This is a genomic window from Amycolatopsis thailandensis, assembly GCF_002234405.1.
GTDB lineage: Bacteria > Actinomycetota > Actinomycetes > Mycobacteriales > Pseudonocardiaceae > Amycolatopsis > Amycolatopsis thailandensis.
In genome coordinates, this window is the sequence record NZ_NMQT01000116.1 from 12,747 (window position 1) to 34,275 (window position 21,529).

Consider the following 21,529-nt stretch of genomic DNA (forward strand, 5'->3'; position numbering starts at 1 on the left):
CACGAGGAGACACGATGAGTACCGAAACGGACACTCAGGGTCCGCCCGACGTGGACTGGGACAAGGCCCACGACAGCCCCGAGTTCAAGGAACTGCGCTCGCGACTGCGCCGGTTCGTGTTCCCCGTCTCGGCGCTGTTCCTCGTCTGGTACCTGCTCTACGTGCTGCTCGCCGACTACGCGCACGGCTTCATGAGCACGAAGCTGGTCGGCAACATCACCGTCGGCCTGGTCTTCGGTCTGCTGCAGTTCGTTTCGACGTTCGTGATCACGTGGCTCTACGTCCGCTACGCGAACAAGAAACTCGACCCCATCGCGGAAAAGATCCGTACGGACATCGAGAGTGAGGCCAAATGACCCTCGCCGCCGGAGTCGAGGGCAGCAGCCCCGCACTCAACATCACCATCTTCGGCCTCTTCGTGGTGGTGACGCTGTTCGTCGTGTTCCGGGCCAGCCGCAACACGAAGACGGCGTCGGACTACTACGCCGCGGGCCGCGCGTTCACCGGTCCGCAGAACGGCGTCGCCATCGCGGGCGACTACCTGTCCGCCGCGTCGTTCCTCGGGATCGCGGGCGCGATCGCCGTCTACGGCTACGACGGTTTCCTCTACTCCATCGGCTTCCTGGTGGCGTGGCTGGTCGCGTTGCTGCTGGTCGCGGAACTGCTGCGCAACACCGGCAAGTTCACCATGGGCGACGTCCTGGCCTTCCGGATGAAGCAGCGCCCGGTGCGGGCCGCGGCGGCGACGTCCACCCTGGCCGTCTCGTTCTTCTACCTGCTGGCGCAGATGGCGGGTGCCGGTGGCCTCGTCGCGCTGCTGCTCGGGATCGAAAGCAAGGCCGGGCAGGCCGTGATCATCGTGATCGTCGGCATCATCATGATCGCCTACGTGCTCATCGGCGGCATGAAGGGCACCACCTGGGTCCAGATCATCAAGGCGGCGCTGCTCATCGTCGGCGCGCTGGCGATGACGCTGTGGGTGCTCGGCATGTACGGCTTCAACCTTTCCTCGCTGCTGCAAGGCGCCGTGGACAAGGCGGGCAAGGCCGGTGAAGCCCTGCTCGGACCGGGCAACCAGTACGGCAAGACCGGCACCACCAAGCTGGACTTCCTTTCGCTCGGCATCGCGCTGGTGCTCGGCACCGCGGGCCTGCCGCACGTCCTGATGCGCTTCTACACCGTGCCGACGGCGAAGGAAGCCCGTCGCTCCGTAGTCTGGGCGATCGGCCTGATCGGTGTCTTCTACCTGTTCACCCTGGTACTCGGCTACGGCGCCGGCGCGCTGGTCGGCGCGGACAAGATCAAGGCCGCGCCCGGTGGCGTGAACTCGGCGGCGCCGTTGCTGGCGCTGGAACTCGGCGGCCCGATCCTGCTCGGCCTGATCGCGGCGATCGCCTTCGCGACGATCCTCGCGGTGGTCGCCGGGCTGACGATCACGGCGTCGGCGTCCTTCGCGCACGACGTCTATGCCAACGTGATCAAGAAGGGCAAGGCGACACCGGCTTCGGAGGTGAAGGTCGCCCGGATCACCGCGCTGGTGATCGGGGCGGTCGCGATCCTGGGCGGCATCCTCGCCAACGGGCAGAACATCGCGTTCCTCGTGGCGCTGGCGTTCGCGGTGGCGGCGTCGGCGAACCTGCCGACCATCCTCTACTCGCTGTTCTGGAAGCGATTCAACACCCAGGGCGCGCTGTGGAGCATCTACGGCGGGCTCGCGGTCTGCATCCTCTTGATCGTCTTCTCGCCGGCGGTTTCGGGTAAGCCCGTCGACCCGAAGACCGGGAAGAGCGCCTCGATGATCCAGGGCGTCGACTTCCACTGGTTCCCGCTCGACAACCCCGGCATCGTCTCGATCCCGGTCGCCTTCTTCCTCGGCTGGCTCGGCACCGTGCTGTCGAAGGAGCACAACCAGAAGAAGTACGCCGAGATGGAAGTCCGGTCGCTGACCGGCGCGGGCGCCGAAAAGGCCGTCGCCCACTGATCGCCGGGACGGTGCGACCGGCATCCGACGCCCCCGGCCGCACCGTCCCGGTTCCCACTTCCCCTAGTAAGGCAGTTCCCCCGCCGCGAGTCCGGTGAGTTTCGCCCGGAGGTCGGCGCGGACCGACTGCCACAGCCCGGTGCCCAGCGAGATCCGCGCCACCCCCAGGGTGGCGAGCGCGGAGAGGTCGGGGCCTCCCGGCATCGGCGCGGCGTTGACCGCCCCCGGCGCGACAGCCTTCACGAACTCGCCGAGCACGTCCGGCGACTTCACCAGGATCGGGTACACGCAGTCCGCCCCGGCCTCGAAGTACGCCTTGGCCCGCGCGATCCCGTCCTCCAGCACGGCCTGCTCGTCGGCCGCACCGAAGAAGACGTCGACGCGGGCGTTGATCACCAGCGCGTCACCGGCGGCCTCGCGCAGTTCCGCGATCAGGTCCGCCTGCGCGTCCAACGGCCGAAGCCCCCCGTTCGCGTGATCGGTGTCCTCGTAGTTGCAGCCGACGGCACCCGCCTCGGCCAGCCTCGTCGCGAGTTCTCCCGCTTCGAGCCCGTACCCGCCTTCCGCGTCGACGGTCACCGGGACCGAGACCGCCCGCGCGATCCTCGCCGCCACGGCGAACATCTCGTCGATGGGCGCGTTCTCCCCGTCGTCGTACCCGAGGGCCTTGGCGACGGCGTGCGAACTCGTCGCCACGACGGGGAAACCGGCGGCCTCCACGAGACGCGCGCTGTCGGCGTCCCAAGCGTTCGGCAGGAGGAGCGGCTCGCCGGCGACGTGCAGTTCCCGCAGCCGCGCGGCGGTCATTCGGCGCGCTCGGGCAGCGGCGCGTGGCTGGTCACGCACATCCGGTTCCAGCTGTTGATCGCGATGACCTCCCACGCGACCGCGCGGTACTGCGCCTCGTCGAAGACCCGGGTGGCCTCTTCGTAGACGTCGTCCGGGACGTCGTGGAGGGTGGCGACGTTGGTCATCGCCTCGGTGAGCGCCAGCGCGGCGCGCTCCTGCTCGGTGAAGAGTTCGGTCTCGCGCCAGCCCTGCAGCACGTACAGCCGCCGCGGCGACTCGCCCTGCTGCACCGCTTCGTGGGAGTGCATGTCGAGGCAGAAGGCGCAGTGGTTGATCTGCGAGGCGCGCATCTTCACCAGTTCGAGGATCTTCTGGTCGACACCGGCGTTGGCGGCGGCCTTTTCGACTTCGGCCTGCAGTTTCGACATGGCCTGGTAGATCTCGGGCACTCGCTTGCCCAGGTGGATTCGCTCGGTCATACCTGCGAATCTAGCGGCGACTGGCCCACGAGTATGGTCCAGTCACATGGCAGAATCTTGGTCCAGTTCGGGAATAGACGTCCATCTGGACTGGCGGCCCGAAAGCGGCCGGACCGGGCTCGCCACGGCGATCCGCGCGGCCATCCGGGAAGGACGCTGGCAGGCGGGCGCCGCGGTGCCCTCGACCAGGGCGCTGGCGCAGGACCTCGGGGTCGCGAGGGGAACGGTCACCCGCGTCTACGCCGATCTCGCGGCCGAGGGGTACTTGCGGACCGCGCAGGGCGCCCCGACCCGCGTCGCGACGGCGGGCGCGCTGCCCGCGTCACCGCCGAGACCGGTCCCCCGCGACCCGGCACCCCGCTGGGATCTGCGCCCCGGCAGGCCGAACCTGTCCACTTTCCCCCGGTCGGCCTGGCTCGCGGCGACCCGCCGGGCCCTGCACCGGGCGCCGATGTCGGCGTTCGACTACACGGCCGAGTCCGGTGCGACGGAGCTGCGGGAGACGCTCGCCGCGTACCTCGCGAGAAGCCGCGGCGTGGTCGCCGACCCCGAGCGCATCCTGGTGTGCTCCGGGTTCTCGCACGCGATCGCGATCCTGGCGCGGGTCCTTCACGCGCGCGGCGCGGACGAGATCGCCTTCGAGAACCCGTCGCTGCACATCTACCGGAACATCGCCGCCGCCAACGGTCCCCGGGTGGTCGGCGTCCCGGTCGACGACCACGGGATCACGGTGTCCGCTTTGGACAGTCCGGCGGTCGTCGTCACCCCGGCGCACCAGTACCCGCTGGGTGTCACGCTCGCCCCTCGACGACGCGCGGAACTCACCCGATGGGCGGAGGAGACCGGCGCCGTCGTCATCGAGGACGACTACGACGGCGAGTTCCGGTTCGATCACCAGCAGGTCGGCGCGCTCCAGGCGCTGGCACCCGAACGGGTCGTCTACGTGGGGACGACGAGCAAGACGCTCGCGCCGTCGCTGCGCCTGGGGTGGATGGTGCTGCCGCGGTTCCTGGTCGAGCCGGTGCGCGCGGAGATGGCCGCGAGCGGCGCCCGGCCCGCGCTGCTGGACCAGCTGGCGATGGCCGAGCTGATCGACTCCGGCGCCTACGACCAGCACATCCGCCGCTGCTGCATCGAGTACCGCTCCCGGCGGGACCGGCTGCTCGCGGCGTTGCCGGATTCCGTGCTGCCGCAGGGGATCTCCGCCGGCCTGCACCTGGTACTCCAGTTCCCCGACGAGCTCCCCCGGGAAATGGAGGTGATCGCCGCCTGCCGCCGTCGCGCGATCGGACTGGAAGGCCTCAGCGGCTACTGGATCGGCGAGCCCCGGCGCGAAGGGCTCATCATCGGGTACGGCGCCGCCGCGAAGCACGCTTTCGGCGGCGCCACCCAGGCCTTGCGCGAGGCCATCTTCGAGGTTACCTGACTCCCGCGTTTCGTCCTCTGGATGCGGTACTTGCGAGGGGTTCGCCTAGCAGAACCAGGGGCGCGCCCGCAGGATGTCGGTCTTCAGGACGGGGGCGCCGTCCACCGGCGCGGGGTTCTCCGGGGTCGGCTTGATCCCGCCGGCGGCGACGTCGTCGAGGGTTTCGAGGCCTTCGTGACCGACGGTGCCGAAGATCGTGTAGTTCGGGCGCAGCGCGGAGTCGCCGTACACGACGAAGAACTGGCTCCCGTTCGTCGCCGGGCCCGCGTTGGCCATCGCGAGGACGCCACGCGAGTACACCTTGCGCTCGCCGGTCGGGTCGGTCGGCGCGGGCGGCAGGCCGACGGGCAGTTCGTCCTTGTACTTGTAGCCCGGGCCGCCCTCGCCGGTGCCGCTCGGGTCACCGCACTGCAGCACCTTCAACGTCGGATACGACGTCAGCCGGTGGCACGTCGTGCGGTCGTAGAACCGGTGCGTCGCCAGGTGCAGGAAGCTCTGCACCGTGCAGGGCGCTTTCGCCCGATCGAGGGTCAGGTCGATCTTGCCCTGGTTCGTCTTCACCTGCACCGGCACCTTGCCCCGGCTCGGCGTGCGACGAGGGTCCGGCGGCAGCGGGACCGGGCGTACGGCCGGGTCGTCCGGTGTCGCCGTGTACTGGCATGGCCCCTTCGTGACCTTCGGCGGCGTCCCCTCCGCGGACGCCGTTCCGGTACCGGCCGCGAGCATCAGCCCGGCGCCCAGCACTGCGACAAAGACTTTCGCGATCCTCTGCACGGTTCCTGCCTCCCAGCCGTGGACGAAGAGGAGAGCATAGGGTGAATCCCCGCCGCTCACACAGGTCCGGAAGTAGGTGCGCGGTTAGGGTCGGAGCCGTGGAGATCGCCGAACGACACCAATGGCAGCTGAACGCGTTGACCTTCCTCTACGCGTACACGCAGTACGTCCTGGTGCACGAGAGGGTCATGGCGGGGCTGTCGCCGGAGAAACCGGCCGAACTCGACAAACCGCGCATGCTCAGGCTCGCCAAGGTCGTCGACGACATGATCCTCGACTTCCGCCGGGAGGACGGGCTGACCGACCTCGAACGGCGCCGCGTCGTCCGGCTCGCCAGGGAGATCAAGTCGCACGTCCGCGAGAAGTGGCCGCCTCGCGAGCCGTCGCTGACCGAGTGGGTCGCCTCCGCCGCGGCGCACTTCTACTGCGAGGAGCACATCAACAACGGCTACGTCCGGATGGGCCGCGTCTTCGACCCCGACATGGCCGACAGGTTCCTGGAACGCGTCGAGTTCTGCCGGGGGCAGACCGTCACGATCACGAACTACGCCAACAAGGTCGCCGCCGGCGAAGAGCTCACCTACGGCGAGACCAACCAGCTCGAGGTCTGGAAAGAGGACGCGGTCAGCCATTTGGACAACCTCGACAGCGACTTCGGCGACATCAAGATGTACGTCGAATTCTGACCGCTGCCCGTAAGACCAGAGTTGCCTGTCCCGGCGTACCGGGAAATTGACATGCTCCTCCGGTGATCGGGATGCTCGAAGCACAGCCTCCTTTCCACGACTGAAGGAGAATTCCGTGCCCTCGCTCAAGAAACGCGTCCTGGCCGTGGCGGCCGCCGCTGCCGCCGCGTTCAGCCTGCTCGTGCCGACCGGGACCTCGTTCGCCATCGATCACATCCCGTGCCGGGACGGCGAGAACTTCCTGAAGATCTGGTCGCATCTCGGCGGGAGTTCCAGCGTCGACTGCTACGCCAACCGGGGCAGGATCAGCTTCGGCGGCTGGTGGATCGACCGGATCTACACCGGCAACAACGACCTCATCTATTACGACAGCAATGGTTCCGACGTCAGAATCAACCGGTGGACCGACATCAGTTTCCCGAATCGTCCGCCGAAGGTCCGCGTCATCGAAATCCTCTAAAGGCCTTCGCGGACCGGTGTCCGGCGGTGGTCAGCGGGGTGAAGGGGACTTTCCCCTCATCGCACGAGCCCAAAGTCCCCTTCACCTCAGGTCTTGCGGTCCTCGTGGGGCCAGGCGGGGTCCCGGACGCGTTGCGAAAGCCACTTTCGCAACGTTGAAGGTTGCGAAAGTGGCTTTCGCAACACCCCGAGGCCGACCGTGCGGGCGAGCGACTGAACACGCCACCTTTGACCTACATCCCAATAACCGTCCTTACCACTCACGAGCCGCGAAGATCTCTGATCAATTCTTCGGCCGCCGCGAACGGATCGAGCTTCCGTGCCACCACGCGTTCGGCCAGTTCGGCGAGCCTGTCGCCGGAGCGCAGGTCGACGATCTCCGCGCGCAACCGCTGCACGGCGATCGCCTCGACTTCGTCACGGGCCCGTGCCGCGCGGCGCCGGGGCAATTCGTCGCGCTGGACCAGCCAGTCGTGGTGCTCGCCCAGCGCGCGGACGACGTCGTCGACCCCCTCCCCGCGTGAGGCCACCGTTCGCACGATCGGCTGACGCCAGCTCGGGCCGCGGATCTCCCGGCGCACCAAGGAGATCATCTGCTTGAGGTCGTGGACGGTCGCGTCCGCGCCCTCCCGGTCCGCCTTGTTGACCACGAACACGTCCGCGATCTCCAGCACGCCCGCCTTCGCCGCCTGGATCCCGTCACCCATCCCGGGCGCGAGCAGGACCACCGTGGTGTCGGCCAGTTTCACGACGTCCACTTCGGACTGCCCGACCCCGACGGTCTCGATCAGCACGACGTCGAACCCGGCCGCGTCGAGCACACGGACCGCTTGCGGCGTCGCCCACGAAAGCCCGCCGAGATGCCCGCGCGTGGCCATCGAACGGATGAACACGCCGGGATCGGTGGCGTGTTCGGTCATCCGGATCCGGTCGCCGAGCAAGGCCCCGCCGGAGAACGGCGACGACGGGTCGATCGCCAGCACCCCGACCCGCAGGCCCTGCGCCCGCAAGGCCGTGAGCAGCGCGGACGTCGATGTCGACTTGCCGACACCGGGCGGACCGGTCAGCCCGACCACCCGCGCGTTACCGGTGTGCGGCGTCAGCTTCGCCGCGACCTCGGGCAACCGCGGATGGGCGTCCTCGACCAGCGACAGCAACCGGGCGATCGCGCGGGGGACGCCGTCCCGCGCGCGACCGACCAGTTCGTCGATGTCCAGCTGTACCGGCAAGGGCTTTACGGGACGCGGAGCAGCAGCGCGTCGCCCTGGCCACCACCACCGCAGAGGGCGGCCGCGCCGAGGCCACCCCCGCGACGGCGGAGTTCGTGGATCAGGTGCACGGCGAGCCGCGCGCCGGACGCGCCGATCGGGTGACCGAGGGCGATGGCGCCACCGTCGACGTTGACCTTCTCCGGGTCGAGGCCGAGCTTTTCGGCCGAAACCAGGCCGACGGCGGCGAACGCCTCGTTGATCTCGACGAGGTCGAGCGCGTCGGCGGTCAGCTTCTCCTTGGCCAGCGCGGCCAGGATCGCGTTCGACGGCTGCTCGTGCAGGCTGGCGTCCGGGCCGGAGACCACGCCGTGCGCGCCGATCTCGGCGAGCGGGGTCAGGCCCAGTTCCTCGGCCTTGGCCTTGCTCGCGACGATGACCGCGGCCGCGCCGTCGGAGATCTGCGAGGCCGAGCCGGCGGTGATGGTGCCGTCGGAGGCGAAGGCCGGGCGCAGCTTCGCGAGACCTTCGGCGGTGGTGTCGGCGCGGACGCCTTCGTCCTTCGAGAAGACGACCGGGTCGCCCTTGCGCTGCGGGATCGACACCGGCGCGATCTCGGCGTCGAACCGGCCCGCCTCGATGGCGGCGGCGGCGCGCTGGTGCGAACGCGCGGAGAACTCGTCCTGCTGCTCACGGGTGAGCCCGTAGCGGCTGTTGTACTTCTCCGTCGAAGCACCCATCGCGACCTGGTCGAAGGCGCAGAACAGACCGTCGTAGGCCATGTGGTCGACGAGCGTGGTGTCGCCGTACTTGAAGCCCGCGCGGGACTTCGGCAGCAGGTGCGGCGACTGGGTCATCGACTCCTGGCCGCCCGCCACGATCAGGTCGAACTCGCCCGCGCGGATGAGCTGGTCGGCGAGCGCGATGGCGTCGAGACCGGAGAGGCAGACCTTGTTGATGGTCAGCGCCGGGACGGTCATCGGGATGCCGCCGGCGACCGCGGCCTGGCGGGCCGGGATCTGGCCCGCGCCGGCGGTGAGCACCTGGCCCATGATCGTGTACTGGACCGCGTCCGGGGAGACCCCGGCCTGCTCCAGCGCCGCCTTGATGGCGAATCCGCCGAGTTGCGCGCCCGAGAAGTCCTTCAGGGAACCGAGCAGTCGCCCGATCGGTGTACGGGCGGCACCCAGGATCACGGAACCGGACACGGCGTCCTCCAAGCATCGGCGCAAGGGCAAAGGGGGTCTTCGCGACCATACCCGGGTCACGGGCGTCTTGATGGAGCCAGTGTGAGGCGGCGCACGCCGGTTCGCCCGCCCGCGGACCTATCCTGCTCTGCATGAACCAGGCGCTGAAACCGTTCGTGACCGCCATCGACCACGTCGGCATCGCGGTGCCCGACCTCGACGCCGCGATCGCCTTCCACGCCGAGCACTTCGGCCTGGAGGTCGCGCACGAGGAGGTCAACGAGGAGCAGGGTGTCCGCGAGGCGATGCTCCGCGCGCCGGGCACGGCCGGGACGGAGACCGCGATCCAGCTCCTCGCGCCGCTGCGCGACGATTCCGCGATCGGCAAGTTCCTCGCGAAGAGCGGCCCCGGGTTGCAGCAGCTGGCGTACCGAGTGTCCGATGTGGACGCCGCCGCCGCGGCCCTGCGCGCGCAGGGGCTCCGGCTGCTCTACGACGAGGCGAAGCGCGGAACGTCCAACAGCCGGGTGAACTTCGTGCACCCCAAGGACGCCGGTGGCGTGCTGGTGGAACTGGTCGAGCCGGCGAAAGACGGTCACTGACCCCGGGTCAGGGCTTCGGCGATAAAGGCGACCTCGCGATCGATCTCGGCGGGGTCGCCGTCCTCGTTGTGCCGCGCCGTCGCGTGACGATGACTGACCGCCCGCGCCAGCAGCCCGGACGCCGAATCGACGTCGGCGATCGCGAGGTTGCCGCCGGTCGCGGCCACGATCACCGCCTTCACCTGCCGGACGAGTTGCTGGAACCGTTCGGCCAGCGCGTCGCGGACCGCGCGGTGCGTGTCGGCCTCGCGCCACAGCAGGTGTGACAGCGCCAAGGACCGGTTGAACCGCCTGTCCAGTTCCACGACGAGGCCGCGCAGGCTGCCCGCGAGATCGCCGGGCACCACCACGACAGCCGGTTCGATCCGCGCGTCGGGCAGTTCGGCGACCAGCGCGGCCAGCAGATCCGACTTACGCCGGAAGTAGTAGTGCACGAGGCCCTTGGGCACGCCTGCCCGCTCGGCGATCCGTGACGTGGGCGTGGCGTCGAAACCGGATTCGGCGAACAGCGCCTCCGCGGCCCGCAGGATGCGCTGTTTCGCCGAATCCTCTTTCACGCCGTTTCCTCTCGTGTCAGTGCTGTCCCGCCGTCTTGTGCGTCGCCTGGGCGATCGGCATCGCGGCCGCCCCGGCCACCACGGTCAGAACGCCACCGACCCAAGCCGTCCAAGACGCGCCCATGAAGACGGCGAATCCCATCACCCAGGGCGATATGAACAGCAGCGCGCCCAGGACGATCTGAATGCCTTCGCCGTAGACCATGCCAGGCATCGCGAGCGACGCGAGGCCGTCGAGGGCGATCAGCGCGCCGAGGATGACGAGCGACCACATGGCGGTGCTGTCCGTGGTCATCCAGAGGGGTGAAAGAGCGACCACGACACCGATGACCACCTCCGCCCAGTCATGGGGGCGGGTCCAAGGGCGCGTCGTGGGTTCGTTCATGCGTGCTCACCTCCGAAATTCGGCTGAACCTGCAGGTCGGAGAGATCTCCACCGCCCATCGTCCGCTTGGTTGGCCAGCCGGTCAAGACCGGTCGATAACACTTCAGGATGTGGAAGTGCTCCACGTCTCGTACGGTTGTGGTCTTGGTTACCGGTGAGTAATTTGAGTCGCCACAACGCCGTCACCCCTTTCGCGGAGGTTCCGATGTCGCAGCTCGGCGAGATCCAGCAGGCCATTCTGAACGATGACCTCGGCGCCGTGGCGTCGCTCGACGTGCCGGAGTCCTACCGCGGCGTCACTGTGCACAAGGACGAGGCCGGCATGTTCGAGGGCCTCGAAAGCCGGGACAAGGATCCGCGCAAGTCTCTGCACGTGGACGACGTCCCGACGCCGGAACTCGGCCCCGGCGAGGCGCTGGTCGCGGTCATGGCGAGCGCGATCAACTACAACACCGTCTGGACCTCGATCTTCGAACCGGTCTCGACCTTCAAGTTCCTGGAGCGCTACGGACGGCTTTCGCCGCTTTCGAAGCGCCACGACCTGCCGTACCACGTCGTCGGCTCGGATCTTTCCGGTGTCGTGCTGCGGACCGGCGTCGGCGTGCACAACTGGAAGCCGGGCGACGAGGTCGTCGCGCACTGCCTCAACGTCGAACTCGAGGGCCCGGACGGGCACAACGACACGATGCTCGACACCGAGCAGCGGATCTGGGGCTTCGAAACGAACTTCGGCGGCCTCGCCGAAGTCGCGCTGGTCAAGGCGAACCAGCTGATGCCGAAGCCGGACCACCTCACCTGGGAAGAGGCCGCGTCTCCCGGCCTGGTGAACTCCACCGCCTACCGCCAGCTCGTCTCGCGCAACGGCGCGGACATGAAGCAGGGCGACGTCGTGCTGATCTGGGGCGCTTCGGGCGGCCTCGGCTCCTACGCGACGCAGTACGCGCTCAACGGCGGCGCGATCCCGGTGTGCGTGGTCTCCAGCCCCGAAAAGGCGGAGATCTGCCGGAAACTGGGCGCGGAGCTGATCATCGACCGCAACGCGGAGGGCTACAAGTTCTGGAAGGACGACGACAACCAGGACCCGAAGGAGTGGCAGCGGTTCGGCAAGAAGATCCGCGAGCTGACCGGTGGCGAGGACCCGGACATCGTCTTCGAGCACCCGGGCCGCGAAACCTTCGGCGCTTCGGTCTACGCCGCGCGCAAGGGCGGGACGATCGTCACGTGCGCGTCGACGTCAGGGTTCATGCACCAGTACGACAACCGCTATCTGTGGATGAACCTCAAGCGGATCATCGGCAGCCACTTCGCCAACTACCGCGAATCGTGGGAAGCGAACCGGCTGATCTCGAAAGGTCTGATCCACCCGACGCTGTCGAAGACCTACGCGCTGGAAGACACCGGACAGGCCGCGCTGGACGTGCACCGCAACGCCCACCAGGGAAAGGTCGGCGTGCTCGCCCTCGCCCCCGAAGAAGGTCTGGGCGTCCGGAACCACGAGCTGCGCGCGAAGCACATCGACGGGATCAACGCGTTCCGGAACGTTTAGCGCGCCAGAACGCGCTTTCGCCGCGCGTTGCGTGGGTGCTCACCCTTCCGTGACCGCTGCTCGACTACGGTAGAAGGATGAGCCTTGGCGAGGAACGGGAGCTAGTGCCGCTGGGAGCCGGCTTCGACGTGGCGAAGCGCGGTTACAGCCGTGCGCAGGTCGACGAACATCTCGAACGGCTTGACGCCGATCTGAAGATGCTCACCGCCGATCGCGATGCCGCCATCGGGCAAGCGGGCGACCTGGCACGGCAGCTGGAGATCGCGCGCGGCGAGATCGCGGACCTGCGCGGGCAGGTCGACAGGCTCGCCCAGCCGCCGACGAGCGTCGAAGGCCTGTCAGAGCGGCTACAGCGCATGCTGCGGCTCGCGCAGGACGAGGCCGCCGACACCAAGGCGCGCGCGGAAGCCGAAGCCGGGCACATCCGCGCCAAGGCCGAGACCGACGCGAGCGCCATGCGGGCCCGCTACGAGCAGCTGCTCAACGAGCTCGACCTCCGTCGCAAGGAGATGGAGGCCGAGCACCGCGGGGTGCTGGAGACGGCGCGCGCCGAGGCGAAGGACATCACCGACAAGGCGAAGGCCGAGCGCGACAAGCTCGACGCCGAGTCGCAGCAGCGTCGTACTCAGGTCGAAGAGGACTTCGAGATCGCGATGGCGTCGCGGCGCACCGAAGCCATGCACGCGCTGGCCGAGCAGGAGGCCGCGAGCAAGGCCGAGGCCGCCCGCCGCGTCCGCGAGGCCACCGAGGACGCCGCCGCCATCCGCGCGAAGGTGCTCGAAGAGGAGACGACGGCCAAGGCCGACATCGAGCGCCGCCAGCGGGAGTCGGTCGCCGACGCGAACAAGCGCAAACAGGACTCGATCACCGAGGCCAACGCCCGGCTCGCCGAAGCGGCCGACGAGGCACGCCGTCGCGTCCGGCAGGCCACCGAGGAGTCCAACCGGCGGATCACGCAGGCCACCGAACGGGTGGAAGCGCTGCGCAAGGTGCGCTCCAGCCTGGCCGAGCAGGTCCGCACCGCGCGGACCGCGCTCGCCGAGGCGACGCACGTGCTCGGCGACGAGCCGCACGTCCCGGCCGACCTGAAGGCGAAGCCGTCGCCCGACTCGGAGGCCACCGTGCAGCTCCGGACGGCCGATGTGCCGAAGGCCACATCCGGCGCGAAGCCTTCACCGCGACCTGCGGCAGCGCAGAAACCGACTGGCGAGTAACCTTCTCACCCGACCGGGCTCACGACGGCCTGCGGGCCCGTCGCCGAGCGGTTATCGTCGCTGCTCGCGCGCAGGTGCGGGCTGTCAGATCGGTGGAGGTTGCGGATGGCTGCATATCGGACCGTGGTCGTGGGCACGGACGGATCGGATTCTTCGTTCGCCGCGGTCGACCGGGCGGCGGGTGTCGCCGGGGACTCCGGAGCGACCCTGGTCATCGTGTGCGCCTACTACCCCGCCAACAAGGGCGATGTGGAGAAGGCGCAGGACGTCCTCGGTGACGAGGCGTACCAGGTGGTGGGCTCGGCACCGGCCGAGGACACCCTCCTGTCCGCCCGTGACAGGGCGGCGAAGGCCGGCGCGAAGAACATCGAGACCGCCGCTGTCGTCGGTGACCCGGTCGACTCACTGCGCAAGGTCGTCGCCGACCGTTCCGCGGACCTGCTGGTGGTCGGCAACCGCGGGCTGAACACGCTCGCGGGCCGCATCCTGGGCTCCGTGCCGTCCGAGGTCGCGCGGAAGTCCGGGGTGGACGTGCTCATCGTCCACACCACCTGATGCCCGAACCCGGCGAGATCTCGCCCGACGCGCTGCAACAGCGCCTCGAACGGATCCTGCTCGGCGGAAAGCGCAAGTACACCCGGCTCGAAGTCGCCGAGAAGGCAGGCGTTCCCGAAGAACGCTCTCGGCGACTTTGGCGTGCGCTGGGTTTCGCGACCGTCGAAGACGACGAGGTCGTCTTCACCGACGCCGACATCGAGGCGATCCGGACGGCCGACCAGCTGATGAACTCGGGGCTGATCGACCCGAGCATCGAGCTGGCGGTGACGCGCGCGCTGGGCCAGCACCTTTCGCGGCTCGCGGAATGGCAGGTCCACATGCTGTGGACGATGATCACCGAGAACAAGGAGATCGGCAGCAGCGAACGCCAGATCGGGCGGCTCGTCGAGAGGCTGCTGCCCGAACTGCAGAAGGTGCAGGACTTCGTCTGGCGCCGCCACCTCGCCGCCTACGCGGGCCGCGCACTGGCCATGCCGGAGGAGGACCTCGAAGCGAGGACCGAGGTGGTCGGGTTCGTCGACATGGTCGGCTACACCCGGCTGACCAGGCAGGTCGGCGAGGACGAGCTGACCGACATCCTGGACCGGTTCGAATCCTTGGCCACCGAAGTGGTCGCCGATCACCACGGACGGATCGTGAAGATGATCGGCGACGAGGTCCTGTTCGTCGCCGATTCCGCCGTCGACGGCGCCGAAATCGCCCTCGCGCTCTCCGAACGCGCCGACGCCGACGAGACCCTGCCCTCCGTGCGTGCCGGTCTGGCGTCGGGCCGGATCCTCAGCCGGTTCGGCGACGTCTACGGCTCGGTCGTGAACCTCGCCGCCCGCCTCACCTCGACCGCGCGGCCGGGCACCATCCTGGTGGACAAGGAACTCGCCACCGAACTCCTGCCGTTCCCGCAGTACGAAGTGCGTACGCGGCGACCGGTTTCGGTGCGGGGGTACAACCGGCTGCGGCCTTCTTCGCTTCGCCGGGCGAAAGACCGGCCTTCGGGCATGTTCGCCTCTTCGCAGCAGCTCGCCGCGGAGATGCTGGGGTTGGGTGACACCGCTCCTGCTCCCGACCCCGTCGAGGACGAGGTCGAGGACGCCACCGCGGACTCCTTGCCGCCACGGCCGAAGCGGCGCCGCCGCCGCTGACCGGGCTGGCTGCTCCGCCGGGAGAGCAAGGGACCTTTGCTATCGCCGCCGGCCGGTCGGCGCCCTCGGGATCTTGAGAGGCCCGGGTGTCATGAAAGGGTCGTTCAAGACGTTTTTCGTCCTGAACGACCCTTTCATGACATCCGCGAGAAAGGGTGAAGCGCGGGGCTAGGTCAGCCGGGGAGCACGGCGTACTGCCGCACATAGAGGTCGGTGTAGGTGACCGGACCGCGCGGACCGGGCACCTTGTCCAGGTTGATGCCGGTCTCGGGGACGGCGAGGAGCTTGAAGCCGTCGAGCAGCCGGGTGGGGGCGTTCCAGAAGACACCGGTGCCGGTGTACGCGTCGAAGAACGCGTCGGCGGCTTCGCTGCTTTCGGTGGCGATGCCGGCGGCCAGGCCCGAGGTGCGCTCGTTGGCGATCTCGGCCGCTTCGGGCAGGCCCGTGACCTTCGCGACGGTGACGGTCGCTTCGCGGTCCGAGTCGAGCGCCCATTCGTAGCCGATGGCGTGCTCGTGCGGGGCGAGCGACGGCGTGACGCCGCGTTCGGCCAGCGCGCCGGAGATGCCGGGCCAGACGCGGTCGTGGGCGGCCTCGTGGATCAGCAGCAGGTTCAGCCGGTTGCAGACGCCGAGCCTGTCGAGGCTGTTGAAGACCAGGTCGCGCACCTTGTCGGTGTCGGCCGCTTCGTCGACGTACAGCACTCCGCCGCCGTCGGCGTGAGCCAGCGTGCGGACACCGTGGACGGCCGCCTCGGTGGCCAGCGCCCGGGTGCTGTCACCGCTGCCGCGCAGGATGACCAGCGGCACGAGCTCGGGGAACCGGACCAGCGCGGAAGCCGCCTCGCGCTCGGCGCGCGGCACCAGCTGGACGACGTCCGGGTCGATGCCCGCTTCGGCGAGCGCGGGGGCGATCACGGACTCGCGCAGGCGCTGGGCCGAGCCGAGCGCGGCGGAACCCGTGCGGAGCACACCGCCGTTGCGCGACTTCACCAGCTGCGAAGCGACGTCGACCGTGACGTTCGGGCGCGCCTCGTAGTTCGCGCCGATCACGCCGACCGGACGGCGGCGCTCCACCAGCCGCAGTCCTCCGTCCAAAGTGGACACGTCGACGGACCGCTCCTGGTGCGGCGCGCCGGCCAGGAGACGGAGCTGGTCGGCCATGCCGGTCAAGCGCTCGGGGGTGATGGTGAGCCTGTCGAGCAGGCCCGCGCTCATGCCGTCCTCGCGTGCCTTGGCGATGTCGGCCTGGTTCGCCTCGAGCACGACGTCGGCGTGCTCGACCAGCTTGTCCGCCATGGCGTTCAGCGCGGCGTCGATCGCCTCCGGGGAGGCGGCGGCCAGCGACGGCGCGGCCCGTTTCGCCGAGCGAGCGCATTCCTCGACGGCCTTGGCGACCTCGTCCATCTCCGACTCCTTCCGCGCGGAACGAGCCATCAGTGTGCCGTACCGCCCCGGTCAGGCGACGGTCGGCTCCAGCAGCCACAACCCGCCCGCGAAGAGACAGCTCACCGTCAGCACGGCCATCACCAGCACCCACAGCACCGCGGGCATCGCGGTGAGCCTGCCGAGCTGATCGGCGTCGGAATCCCTCGCCGCTCCCCGGTGCCGCTTGATCTGGAGCTCGACCACCGGCCGGACGCCGCCGAACAGCAGGAACCAGGTCAGCAGGTAGACGAAGATCGCCTGGAACCACGACGGCGCCACCAGCGCGACCAGCCCGAGCACCACCGAGGTGGCGATCACGGTGAACACGCCGTAGGTGTTGCGCACCATCACCAGCACGCCCAGCAGCATCAGCGCCATCACGATCAGCACGACGGTGATCAGGTCCGACGAGAGCAGTCCCGCGAACACCAGGCCGAGCACCGCGGCGGCCGGGTACCCGGCCAGCGCGGTGAACGCCATCCCCGGCCCCTCCGGCTTGCCACGGGAGACGGTGACACCGGAGGTGTCCGAGTGCAGCTTGATGCCTTGCAGGCGACGGCCGACCAGCACCGCCGCGAGCGCGTGACCTGCCTCGTGGACGAGCGTGATCAGGTTGCGGGCGATCCGCCACGGCCTGCCTGACAGCACCACGAGCAGTGCGAGACCACCGGTGACGAGGGTGATCGTGCCGGGCGGGGTGGACTGGGCGATGTCGGAAACCGTTTCGGCGGGAGACGAGCTCACCTCACCAGCTCACCACAAGCCGGATATGCCCGGTGTCAGGCGGTCATCGAACCTCCATTCCCGCGCGTGCGAAACTCGGGTCGTTTCGCAGGGCGAAGGCCACCCAACTGCGGAACGGCCGCCACACCGTGGACAGCTCCTCCAGCTCCTCGAGCGGCGCCTCCGGCAGGTCGTACGCGACTCGCATGGCCTCCTGCACCCGGGGCTCGTCCGCCGGGAAGACGTCCGGGTGCCCGGCGCCCCGGATCAGGATCAGCTGCGCCGAGAACGGGCCGATCCCCGGCAAGCGCTGCAGCCAGCTCAACGCGTCCGGGACCGGCATCGCGCGCAGATAGGCGGCGTCGAGCAGACCGTCCTTGGCGGCGTTGGCCACCGCGCGCAGCCGCTCGGCCTTCACCTCCGGCAGTCCGCGCCGGGCATCCGGCCCGGCCAGGACGTCCGGCGCCGGGAACGACATGAGGATCTTCCCGCCGACGTCCACCGGCCTGCCGAACTCCTCGGCGAGCCGTCGTTTCACCGTGGCGGCCTGCGACATCCGCGTCCGGTGACTCAGGATCGCCCAGCAGGCCGCCTCGTACGGCGAATGGAACAGCACGGGCCGCAGCCCGGGGAGCGCCTGCTGGAGTCGGCGCACCACGGGATCCGCGGTGCCGATCTTGGTGAAGCCGACGCCGTCGACATCCGCCGAAAGGATCCGCCGCACCTGGGCACCGACCTCGACGGCGAGCCCTTCTCCGGCGAAGACCTCCACCTCGATCGAGCCGGGTGATCTCTGTCTGACGGCCGCGCCGACGTGTTCCCAGCCCGCTTCCGCCGGGAAGGCGAGGCGCAGGGTGCCGGGTTCGGCGGCGGCGTCGGTGCGGCACGCGGGCGGGAAGTCGGTCAGGAACCGGATGGACTTGTCGAGGTCGAACGGGCCGCGCACCGGGATGCGCAGCGTGGTCGAGGCGGTGTGCTGGAGGATCGAGCCGGTCATTTTCGGGCTCCTCTTCGGCTGGGGAACGGCGACTTCCTCCGACGTTAGAGACGGCCACCGACAGTTTCGGGCCGCGGCGGCGGGGATGTCGCGAACGGGCCGGTCATGACAGATTCTCGGTGACCACCGTGAAGGGAGCAGCCATGCCGGACCATCGCGAACATCTTTCGAGCCTGCTTCGGCCGGGCACCACTACCTCCGGGCCGGACAAGGGTTTTCTCGATCTGCTGGGAGAAATCCCGCAAGCCGGGCCGCCGACCGGGCTGGCTCAGCGGCTGATGCGCACCTCCGCCGTGCCGATGATCTACGAGCGGTACTGGCGCCCGACGCTGGGCAGGGTCGCGAAAGGACTGAACGGCCCGACCATGGCGGACGAGATCCGGATCGCGATCGAAGCGCTCCGCCTCGTTCCGGGCCAGGTCGCACTGGACGTCGCGTGCGGCACCGGCCGGTTCACCCGCGCGTTCGGCGAAGCGGTCGGCCCGGACGGCCTGTCCATCGGTCTCGACGGTTCGGTCACCATGCTGGAGAAGGCGCTCGCCGCGCCCAATCCGGCGGCGGTGACCTATCTGCGCGCCGACGCCGTCGACCTGCCGCTCGGCGATTCCACTGTGGACGCCGTCTGCTGTTTCGCCGCGCTGCACATGTTCGCCGACCCCGACGCGGCACTGGATTCGTTCACCCGCGTGCTGAAACCCGGCGGCTCGCTGGTGCTGCTGACCAGCGCCCGGCACAGTGATCAGCCGATGCGGCTGGCGGACACCTTCCTCGGCAGGCTGAGCGGACAGCGGATGTTCGACCGCGGCGAGATCGCGCTGAAGCTGTTCCGGCGCGGATTCGACCGCGTCGGCGAGCGGTACTCCGGTGTCACGCAGATCGTCACCGGGGAGCTACCGGTTAACATCCGGAAATGATCCGCTCTGAGCACGCTTCGCCGACTCCCCCCGACGACAGCTACCTCCGTTCCCTGGTCGACGCGACCGCGGACGCCGTCGCCGCGGCCGAACCGCTCGGCTCGCCGCACGAGGGCGCGGACCCGGCCACCCGCGACGCGGTCAGCGCCGGGATCCGTGCGCTGACCGCGGAATTGGTGGAGCTGAGCCAAGACCTGCACGCTCATCCCGAAGAGGGGTTCGCCGAGCACCGCTCGGTCCACGCGCTCGGGGAGCTGCTCGAACGGCACGGTCACGAAGTGACGATCGGCGCGGGCGGGCTGGACACCGCCTTGGTCGCGAGCACTCCCGGAAGCGGCCCGCACATCGCGGTCCTCTCCGAGTACGACGCCCTTCCCGGACTCGGCCACGGCTGCGGGCACAACGTCATCTGCACCGCGGGCGCGGGCGGTTTCCTCGGCGCGGCGGCGGTCGCCGAGCGGCTGGGCGGCCGGGTCTCCTTGATCGGCACGCCGGCGGAAGAAGGCGGTGGCGGCAAGGAGACCATGGCCCGCGCCGGGGTTTTCGACGACGTCGACGCCGTGGTCATGCTGCACCCGTTCAGCCATGACATCGCCATGCATCCGTTCCTCGGCAGGCGGCAGCTGGAAATGGTGTTCCACGGTGTCGGCGCGCACGCTTCGGCGCAGCCGTTCATGGGACGCAACGCGCTCGACGCCGCCGTCGCCGCGTACCAGGGTGTCGCGGCGCTTCGGCAGCATCTGCCGTCCAGCGACCGTGTCCACGGCGTCTTCACCGACGGTGGCGCGCGGCCGAACGTCGTTCCCGAACGCGCGGCTCTGCTGTTCTATCTGCGCTCCGCGCAACCGGACACGTTGCGCGACCTCGCCGACCGGGTTTCCGCGATCGCGCGGGGCGCGGCGGAGATGACCGGCTGCGGCGTCGAACTGCTGTGGGACGCCCAGCCCGCGTACCTGCCGATCCGCTTCAACACCACGCTCGCCGGACGCTGGTCGGTGCATCAGGTCGACGCCGGCCGCAAACCGCTGCCGCCGGGGATCGTGCCCGAATTCCTCACCGGTTCGACCGATCTTGGCAATCTCTCCTACCGGATGCCCGCGATCCACCCGATGATCGCCATCGCGGGACCGACGACCGCCTTGCACACCAAGGAGTTCGCGGCCGCGGCCGGTTCCCCGGACGGTGATCGCGCGGTCGTCGACGGCGCGCTGGGGCTGGCGCTGACCGCCGTCGATTACCTGGCCGACGCGAAACTCCGCGCCGCGGTGCACGAGGAGTTCGAGGCATCGGGCGGGGCGTTGGACGTCCCCCGTTTCTTCGACTGAGGAAACGCTGAGATTTCTCAGCTGATTCTTCTCAGGAAAGCACAGGGGTTTTCCACAGGAGGTTCACAAGTAAGAGCGCGAATCTTGGTCCATGACCGAGAACGAGAGTCGGCCCGGCCCCGCCTCCACCGGTGGGCACCAGCCGCCGCACCAGCAGCAGTACCCCGGTTACACCCCTTGGCAGGCCGCGCCGAATCCGCTCTTCACTCCGCAGCAAGCCCAGACGCCCGTTCCGCCGCCGCGCAAGAAAGGCGGCCGGGTCGCCGTCCTCGTCAGCGCGACGGCGCTCGCCGCCGCACTCGTCGGCGGGGCCGGCGGAGCGGCGCTCATGGGTCTCGGATCCACGTCTTCGGCGTCCGGCCCGGGTTCGTCCGCGGTCGCCAACGGGCAACTGGTCGGGAACACCACTTCGGGTGACGTCAGCGGGGTCGCCGCGAAGGTGACGCCGAGCGTCGTCCAGGTGAACGTGACCACCGCGCAGGGTGAGGCCGTCGGCTCCGGCGTCATCCTGACGGCGGACGGGCGCGTCCTCACCAACGCCCACGTCGTCGCCGACGCCCAAGGCGACGTCACCGTCACCCTGTCGGACGGCAAGCAGTACAAGGCGAGCGTGGTCGGCGCCGACACGAAGGCCGACATCGCCGTTGTCCAGCTGAAGGGGGCGAGCGGGCTGACACCGGCTTCGCTCGGCGACTCCGGCAAACTCGCCGTCGGCCAGCAGGTCGTCGCGATCGGCTCGCCCGGCGGGCTCCAGAACACCGTGACCACCGGCATCGTGAGCGCGCTGAACCGCAAGCTCGACGAGCTCAGCAGCGGCCAGGAGCGGCGTTCGCCGTACAGCCGGACCACGAACGAAGCCGGGCCGAGCTACACCGCGATCCAGACCGACGCCCCGATCAACCAGGGCAACTCGGGCGGGGCGCTGGTGGACGCGCAGGGGAACGTCATCGGCATCAACTCGGCGCTCTACAACCCGACCTCGACCGGCAGCATCGGTATCGGGTTCGCGATCCCCATCAACGACGCGAAGAAGATCGTCGAGCAGATCGTCGGCTGACCCGGCCGACTGGACCGTCGTCAGGGGGCGGCCCAGCAGGCGAAGTCCGTGAAGGCCTTCTCGAGGGATTCGGGGTCCCGCGAGAAGGCCTTCACG

General features: G+C 69.3%; 23 protein-coding genes. 13 read left to right on the plus strand and 10 right to left on the minus strand.

Annotated elements, in window-relative coordinates; genetic code table 11:
• Positions 1–14 precede the first annotated feature (14 nt).
• Both CFP71_RS30950 and CFP71_RS30955 read left to right on the plus strand, forming a co-directional pair.
• Positions 15–356 (plus strand): DUF485 domain-containing protein, encoded by a 342-nt coding sequence (locus CFP71_RS30950; protein ID WP_093937493.1) that lies wholly within the window; start codon positions 15–17, stop codon positions 354–356.
• Positions 353–1,981, plus strand: coding sequence for a solute symporter family protein (locus CFP71_RS30955; protein ID WP_093937494.1), 1,629 nt, complete (start codon positions 353–355; stop codon positions 1,979–1,981). Before CFP71_RS30950 ends, CFP71_RS30955 begins: the two co-directional genes overlap by 4 nt.
• 63 nt (positions 1,982–2,044) lie before the next feature.
• On the opposite strand, the gene CFP71_RS30960 is transcribed toward CFP71_RS30955, so the two are convergent.
• Entirely contained in the window at positions 2,045–2,788 is a 744-nt protein-coding gene (locus CFP71_RS30960) for an isocitrate lyase/PEP mutase family protein (RefSeq protein ID WP_093937495.1), read from the minus strand.
• Complete coding sequence (locus CFP71_RS30965; protein WP_093937496.1) at positions 2,785–3,249, minus strand: carboxymuconolactone decarboxylase family protein; 465 nt, start codon at positions 3,247–3,249, stop codon at positions 2,785–2,787. The genes CFP71_RS30960 and CFP71_RS30965 overlap by 4 nt, the downstream gene beginning before the upstream one ends.
• Positions 3,250–3,295: 46 nt before the next feature.
• On the opposite strand from CFP71_RS30965, the gene pdxR reads away from it, so the two are divergent.
• Entirely contained in the window at positions 3,296–4,675 is a 1,380-nt protein-coding gene (pdxR, locus tag CFP71_RS30970) for a MocR-like pyridoxine biosynthesis transcription factor PdxR (RefSeq protein WP_093937497.1), read from the plus strand.
• 45 nt (positions 4,676–4,720) lie between these two features.
• On the opposite strand, the gene CFP71_RS30975 is transcribed toward pdxR, so the two are convergent.
• The gene (locus CFP71_RS30975) at positions 4,721–5,401 is read right to left on the minus strand and encodes a peptidylprolyl isomerase (protein ID WP_093937516.1); all 681 of its coding nucleotides are present in this window, start codon (positions 5,399–5,401) and stop codon (positions 4,721–4,723) included.
• 146 nt (positions 5,402–5,547) lie between these two features.
• Here CFP71_RS30975 and CFP71_RS30980 point away from each other — a divergent pair, with 146 nt between their 5' ends.
• Together CFP71_RS30980 and CFP71_RS30985 are read left to right on the plus strand one after the other, a co-directional pair.
• Positions 5,548–6,135, plus strand: a complete 588-nt coding sequence (locus tag CFP71_RS30980; RefSeq protein ID WP_093937498.1) for a hypothetical protein — start codon at positions 5,548–5,550, stop codon at positions 6,133–6,135.
• A gap of 115 nt (positions 6,136–6,250) precedes the next feature.
• A complete protein-coding gene (locus CFP71_RS30985) occupies positions 6,251–6,595 on the plus strand; it encodes a beta/gamma crystallin domain-containing protein (RefSeq protein WP_093937499.1) in 345 nt (114 codons plus the stop codon).
• Between the two features lie 259 nt (positions 6,596–6,854).
• Here CFP71_RS30985 and meaB read toward each other — a convergent pair whose 3' ends face one another.
• Together meaB and CFP71_RS30995 are read right to left on the minus strand one after the other, a co-directional pair.
• Entirely contained in the window at positions 6,855–7,823 is a 969-nt protein-coding gene (gene meaB / locus CFP71_RS30990; RefSeq protein ID WP_093937500.1) for a methylmalonyl Co-A mutase-associated GTPase MeaB, read from the minus strand.
• A gap of 5 nt (positions 7,824–7,828) precedes the next feature.
• Complete coding sequence (locus CFP71_RS30995) at positions 7,829–9,010, minus strand: acetyl-CoA C-acetyltransferase (protein WP_093937517.1); 1,182 nt, start codon at positions 9,008–9,010, stop codon at positions 7,829–7,831.
• 131 nt (positions 9,011–9,141) lie between these two features.
• Between CFP71_RS30995 and mce the strand changes: the two genes are divergently transcribed.
• A complete protein-coding gene (gene mce / locus CFP71_RS31000) occupies positions 9,142–9,591 on the plus strand; it encodes a methylmalonyl-CoA epimerase (RefSeq protein ID WP_093937501.1) in 450 nt (149 codons plus the stop codon).
• Here mce and CFP71_RS31005 read toward each other — a convergent pair.
• Entirely contained in the window at positions 9,585–10,148 is a 564-nt protein-coding gene (locus CFP71_RS31005) for a TetR/AcrR family transcriptional regulator (RefSeq protein WP_093937502.1), read from the minus strand. The two genes, mce and CFP71_RS31005, sit on opposite strands and share 7 nt — an antisense overlap.
• Positions 10,149–10,164: 16 nt before the next feature.
• The gene (locus tag CFP71_RS31010; RefSeq protein WP_093937503.1) at positions 10,165–10,533 is read right to left on the minus strand and encodes an SPW repeat protein; all 369 of its coding nucleotides are present in this window, start codon (positions 10,531–10,533) and stop codon (positions 10,165–10,167) included.
• Between the two features lie 205 nt (positions 10,534–10,738).
• Between CFP71_RS31010 and ccrA the strand changes: the two genes are divergently transcribed.
• From ccrA to CFP71_RS31030, 4 genes are all read left to right on the plus strand, one after another.
• Positions 10,739–12,079: a crotonyl-CoA carboxylase/reductase gene (gene ccrA / locus CFP71_RS31015; RefSeq protein ID WP_093937504.1), complete on the plus strand. Its 1,341-nt coding sequence runs from the start codon at positions 10,739–10,741 to the stop codon at positions 12,077–12,079.
• Between the two features lie 104 nt (positions 12,080–12,183).
• Positions 12,184–13,293 carry a coiled-coil domain-containing protein gene (locus CFP71_RS31020; protein ID WP_093937505.1) on the plus strand — a complete coding sequence of 370 codons (1,110 nt, stop codon included), beginning with the start codon at positions 12,184–12,186 and terminating at the stop codon, positions 13,291–13,293.
• A 105-nt stretch (positions 13,294–13,398) separates the two neighbouring features.
• Complete coding sequence (locus tag CFP71_RS31025; RefSeq protein ID WP_093937506.1) at positions 13,399–13,848, plus strand: universal stress protein; 450 nt, start codon at positions 13,399–13,401, stop codon at positions 13,846–13,848.
• A complete protein-coding gene (locus CFP71_RS31030) occupies positions 13,848–14,990 on the plus strand; it encodes an adenylate/guanylate cyclase domain-containing protein (protein ID WP_093937507.1) in 1,143 nt (380 codons plus the stop codon). The genes CFP71_RS31025 and CFP71_RS31030 overlap by 1 nt, the downstream gene beginning before the upstream one ends.
• A gap of 173 nt (positions 14,991–15,163) precedes the next feature.
• On the opposite strand, the gene CFP71_RS31035 is transcribed toward CFP71_RS31030, so the two are convergent.
• The 3 genes from CFP71_RS31035 to CFP71_RS31045 are packed head-to-tail and all read right to left on the minus strand — an operon-like array spanning position 15,164 to position 18,137.
• A complete protein-coding gene (locus tag CFP71_RS31035) occupies positions 15,164–16,396 on the minus strand; it encodes an aldehyde dehydrogenase family protein (RefSeq protein ID WP_093937508.1) in 1,233 nt (410 codons plus the stop codon).
• 51 nt (positions 16,397–16,447) lie between these two features.
• A complete protein-coding gene (locus CFP71_RS31040; RefSeq protein ID WP_093937509.1) occupies positions 16,448–17,161 on the minus strand; it encodes a M50 family metallopeptidase in 714 nt (237 codons plus the stop codon).
• A gap of 43 nt (positions 17,162–17,204) precedes the next feature.
• A complete protein-coding gene (locus CFP71_RS31045; protein ID WP_093937510.1) occupies positions 17,205–18,137 on the minus strand; it encodes a DNA-3-methyladenine glycosylase family protein in 933 nt (310 codons plus the stop codon).
• 143 nt (positions 18,138–18,280) lie between these two features.
• Between CFP71_RS31045 and CFP71_RS31050 the strand changes: the two genes are divergently transcribed.
• The 3 genes from CFP71_RS31050 (at position 18,281) to CFP71_RS31060 (ending at position 21,433) form a co-directional block, all read left to right on the plus strand.
• A complete protein-coding gene (locus CFP71_RS31050) occupies positions 18,281–19,051 on the plus strand; it encodes a class I SAM-dependent methyltransferase (protein ID WP_093937511.1) in 771 nt (256 codons plus the stop codon).
• Positions 19,048–20,376, plus strand: coding sequence for a M20 family metallopeptidase (locus tag CFP71_RS31055; RefSeq protein ID WP_093937512.1), 1,329 nt, complete (start codon positions 19,048–19,050; stop codon positions 20,374–20,376). The genes CFP71_RS31050 and CFP71_RS31055 overlap by 4 nt, the downstream gene beginning before the upstream one ends.
• A gap of 91 nt (positions 20,377–20,467) precedes the next feature.
• Positions 20,468–21,433 carry a trypsin-like peptidase domain-containing protein gene (locus CFP71_RS31060; RefSeq protein ID WP_093937513.1) on the plus strand — a complete coding sequence of 322 codons (966 nt, stop codon included), beginning with the start codon at positions 20,468–20,470 and terminating at the stop codon, positions 21,431–21,433.
• Positions 21,434–21,529 lie beyond the last annotated feature (96 nt).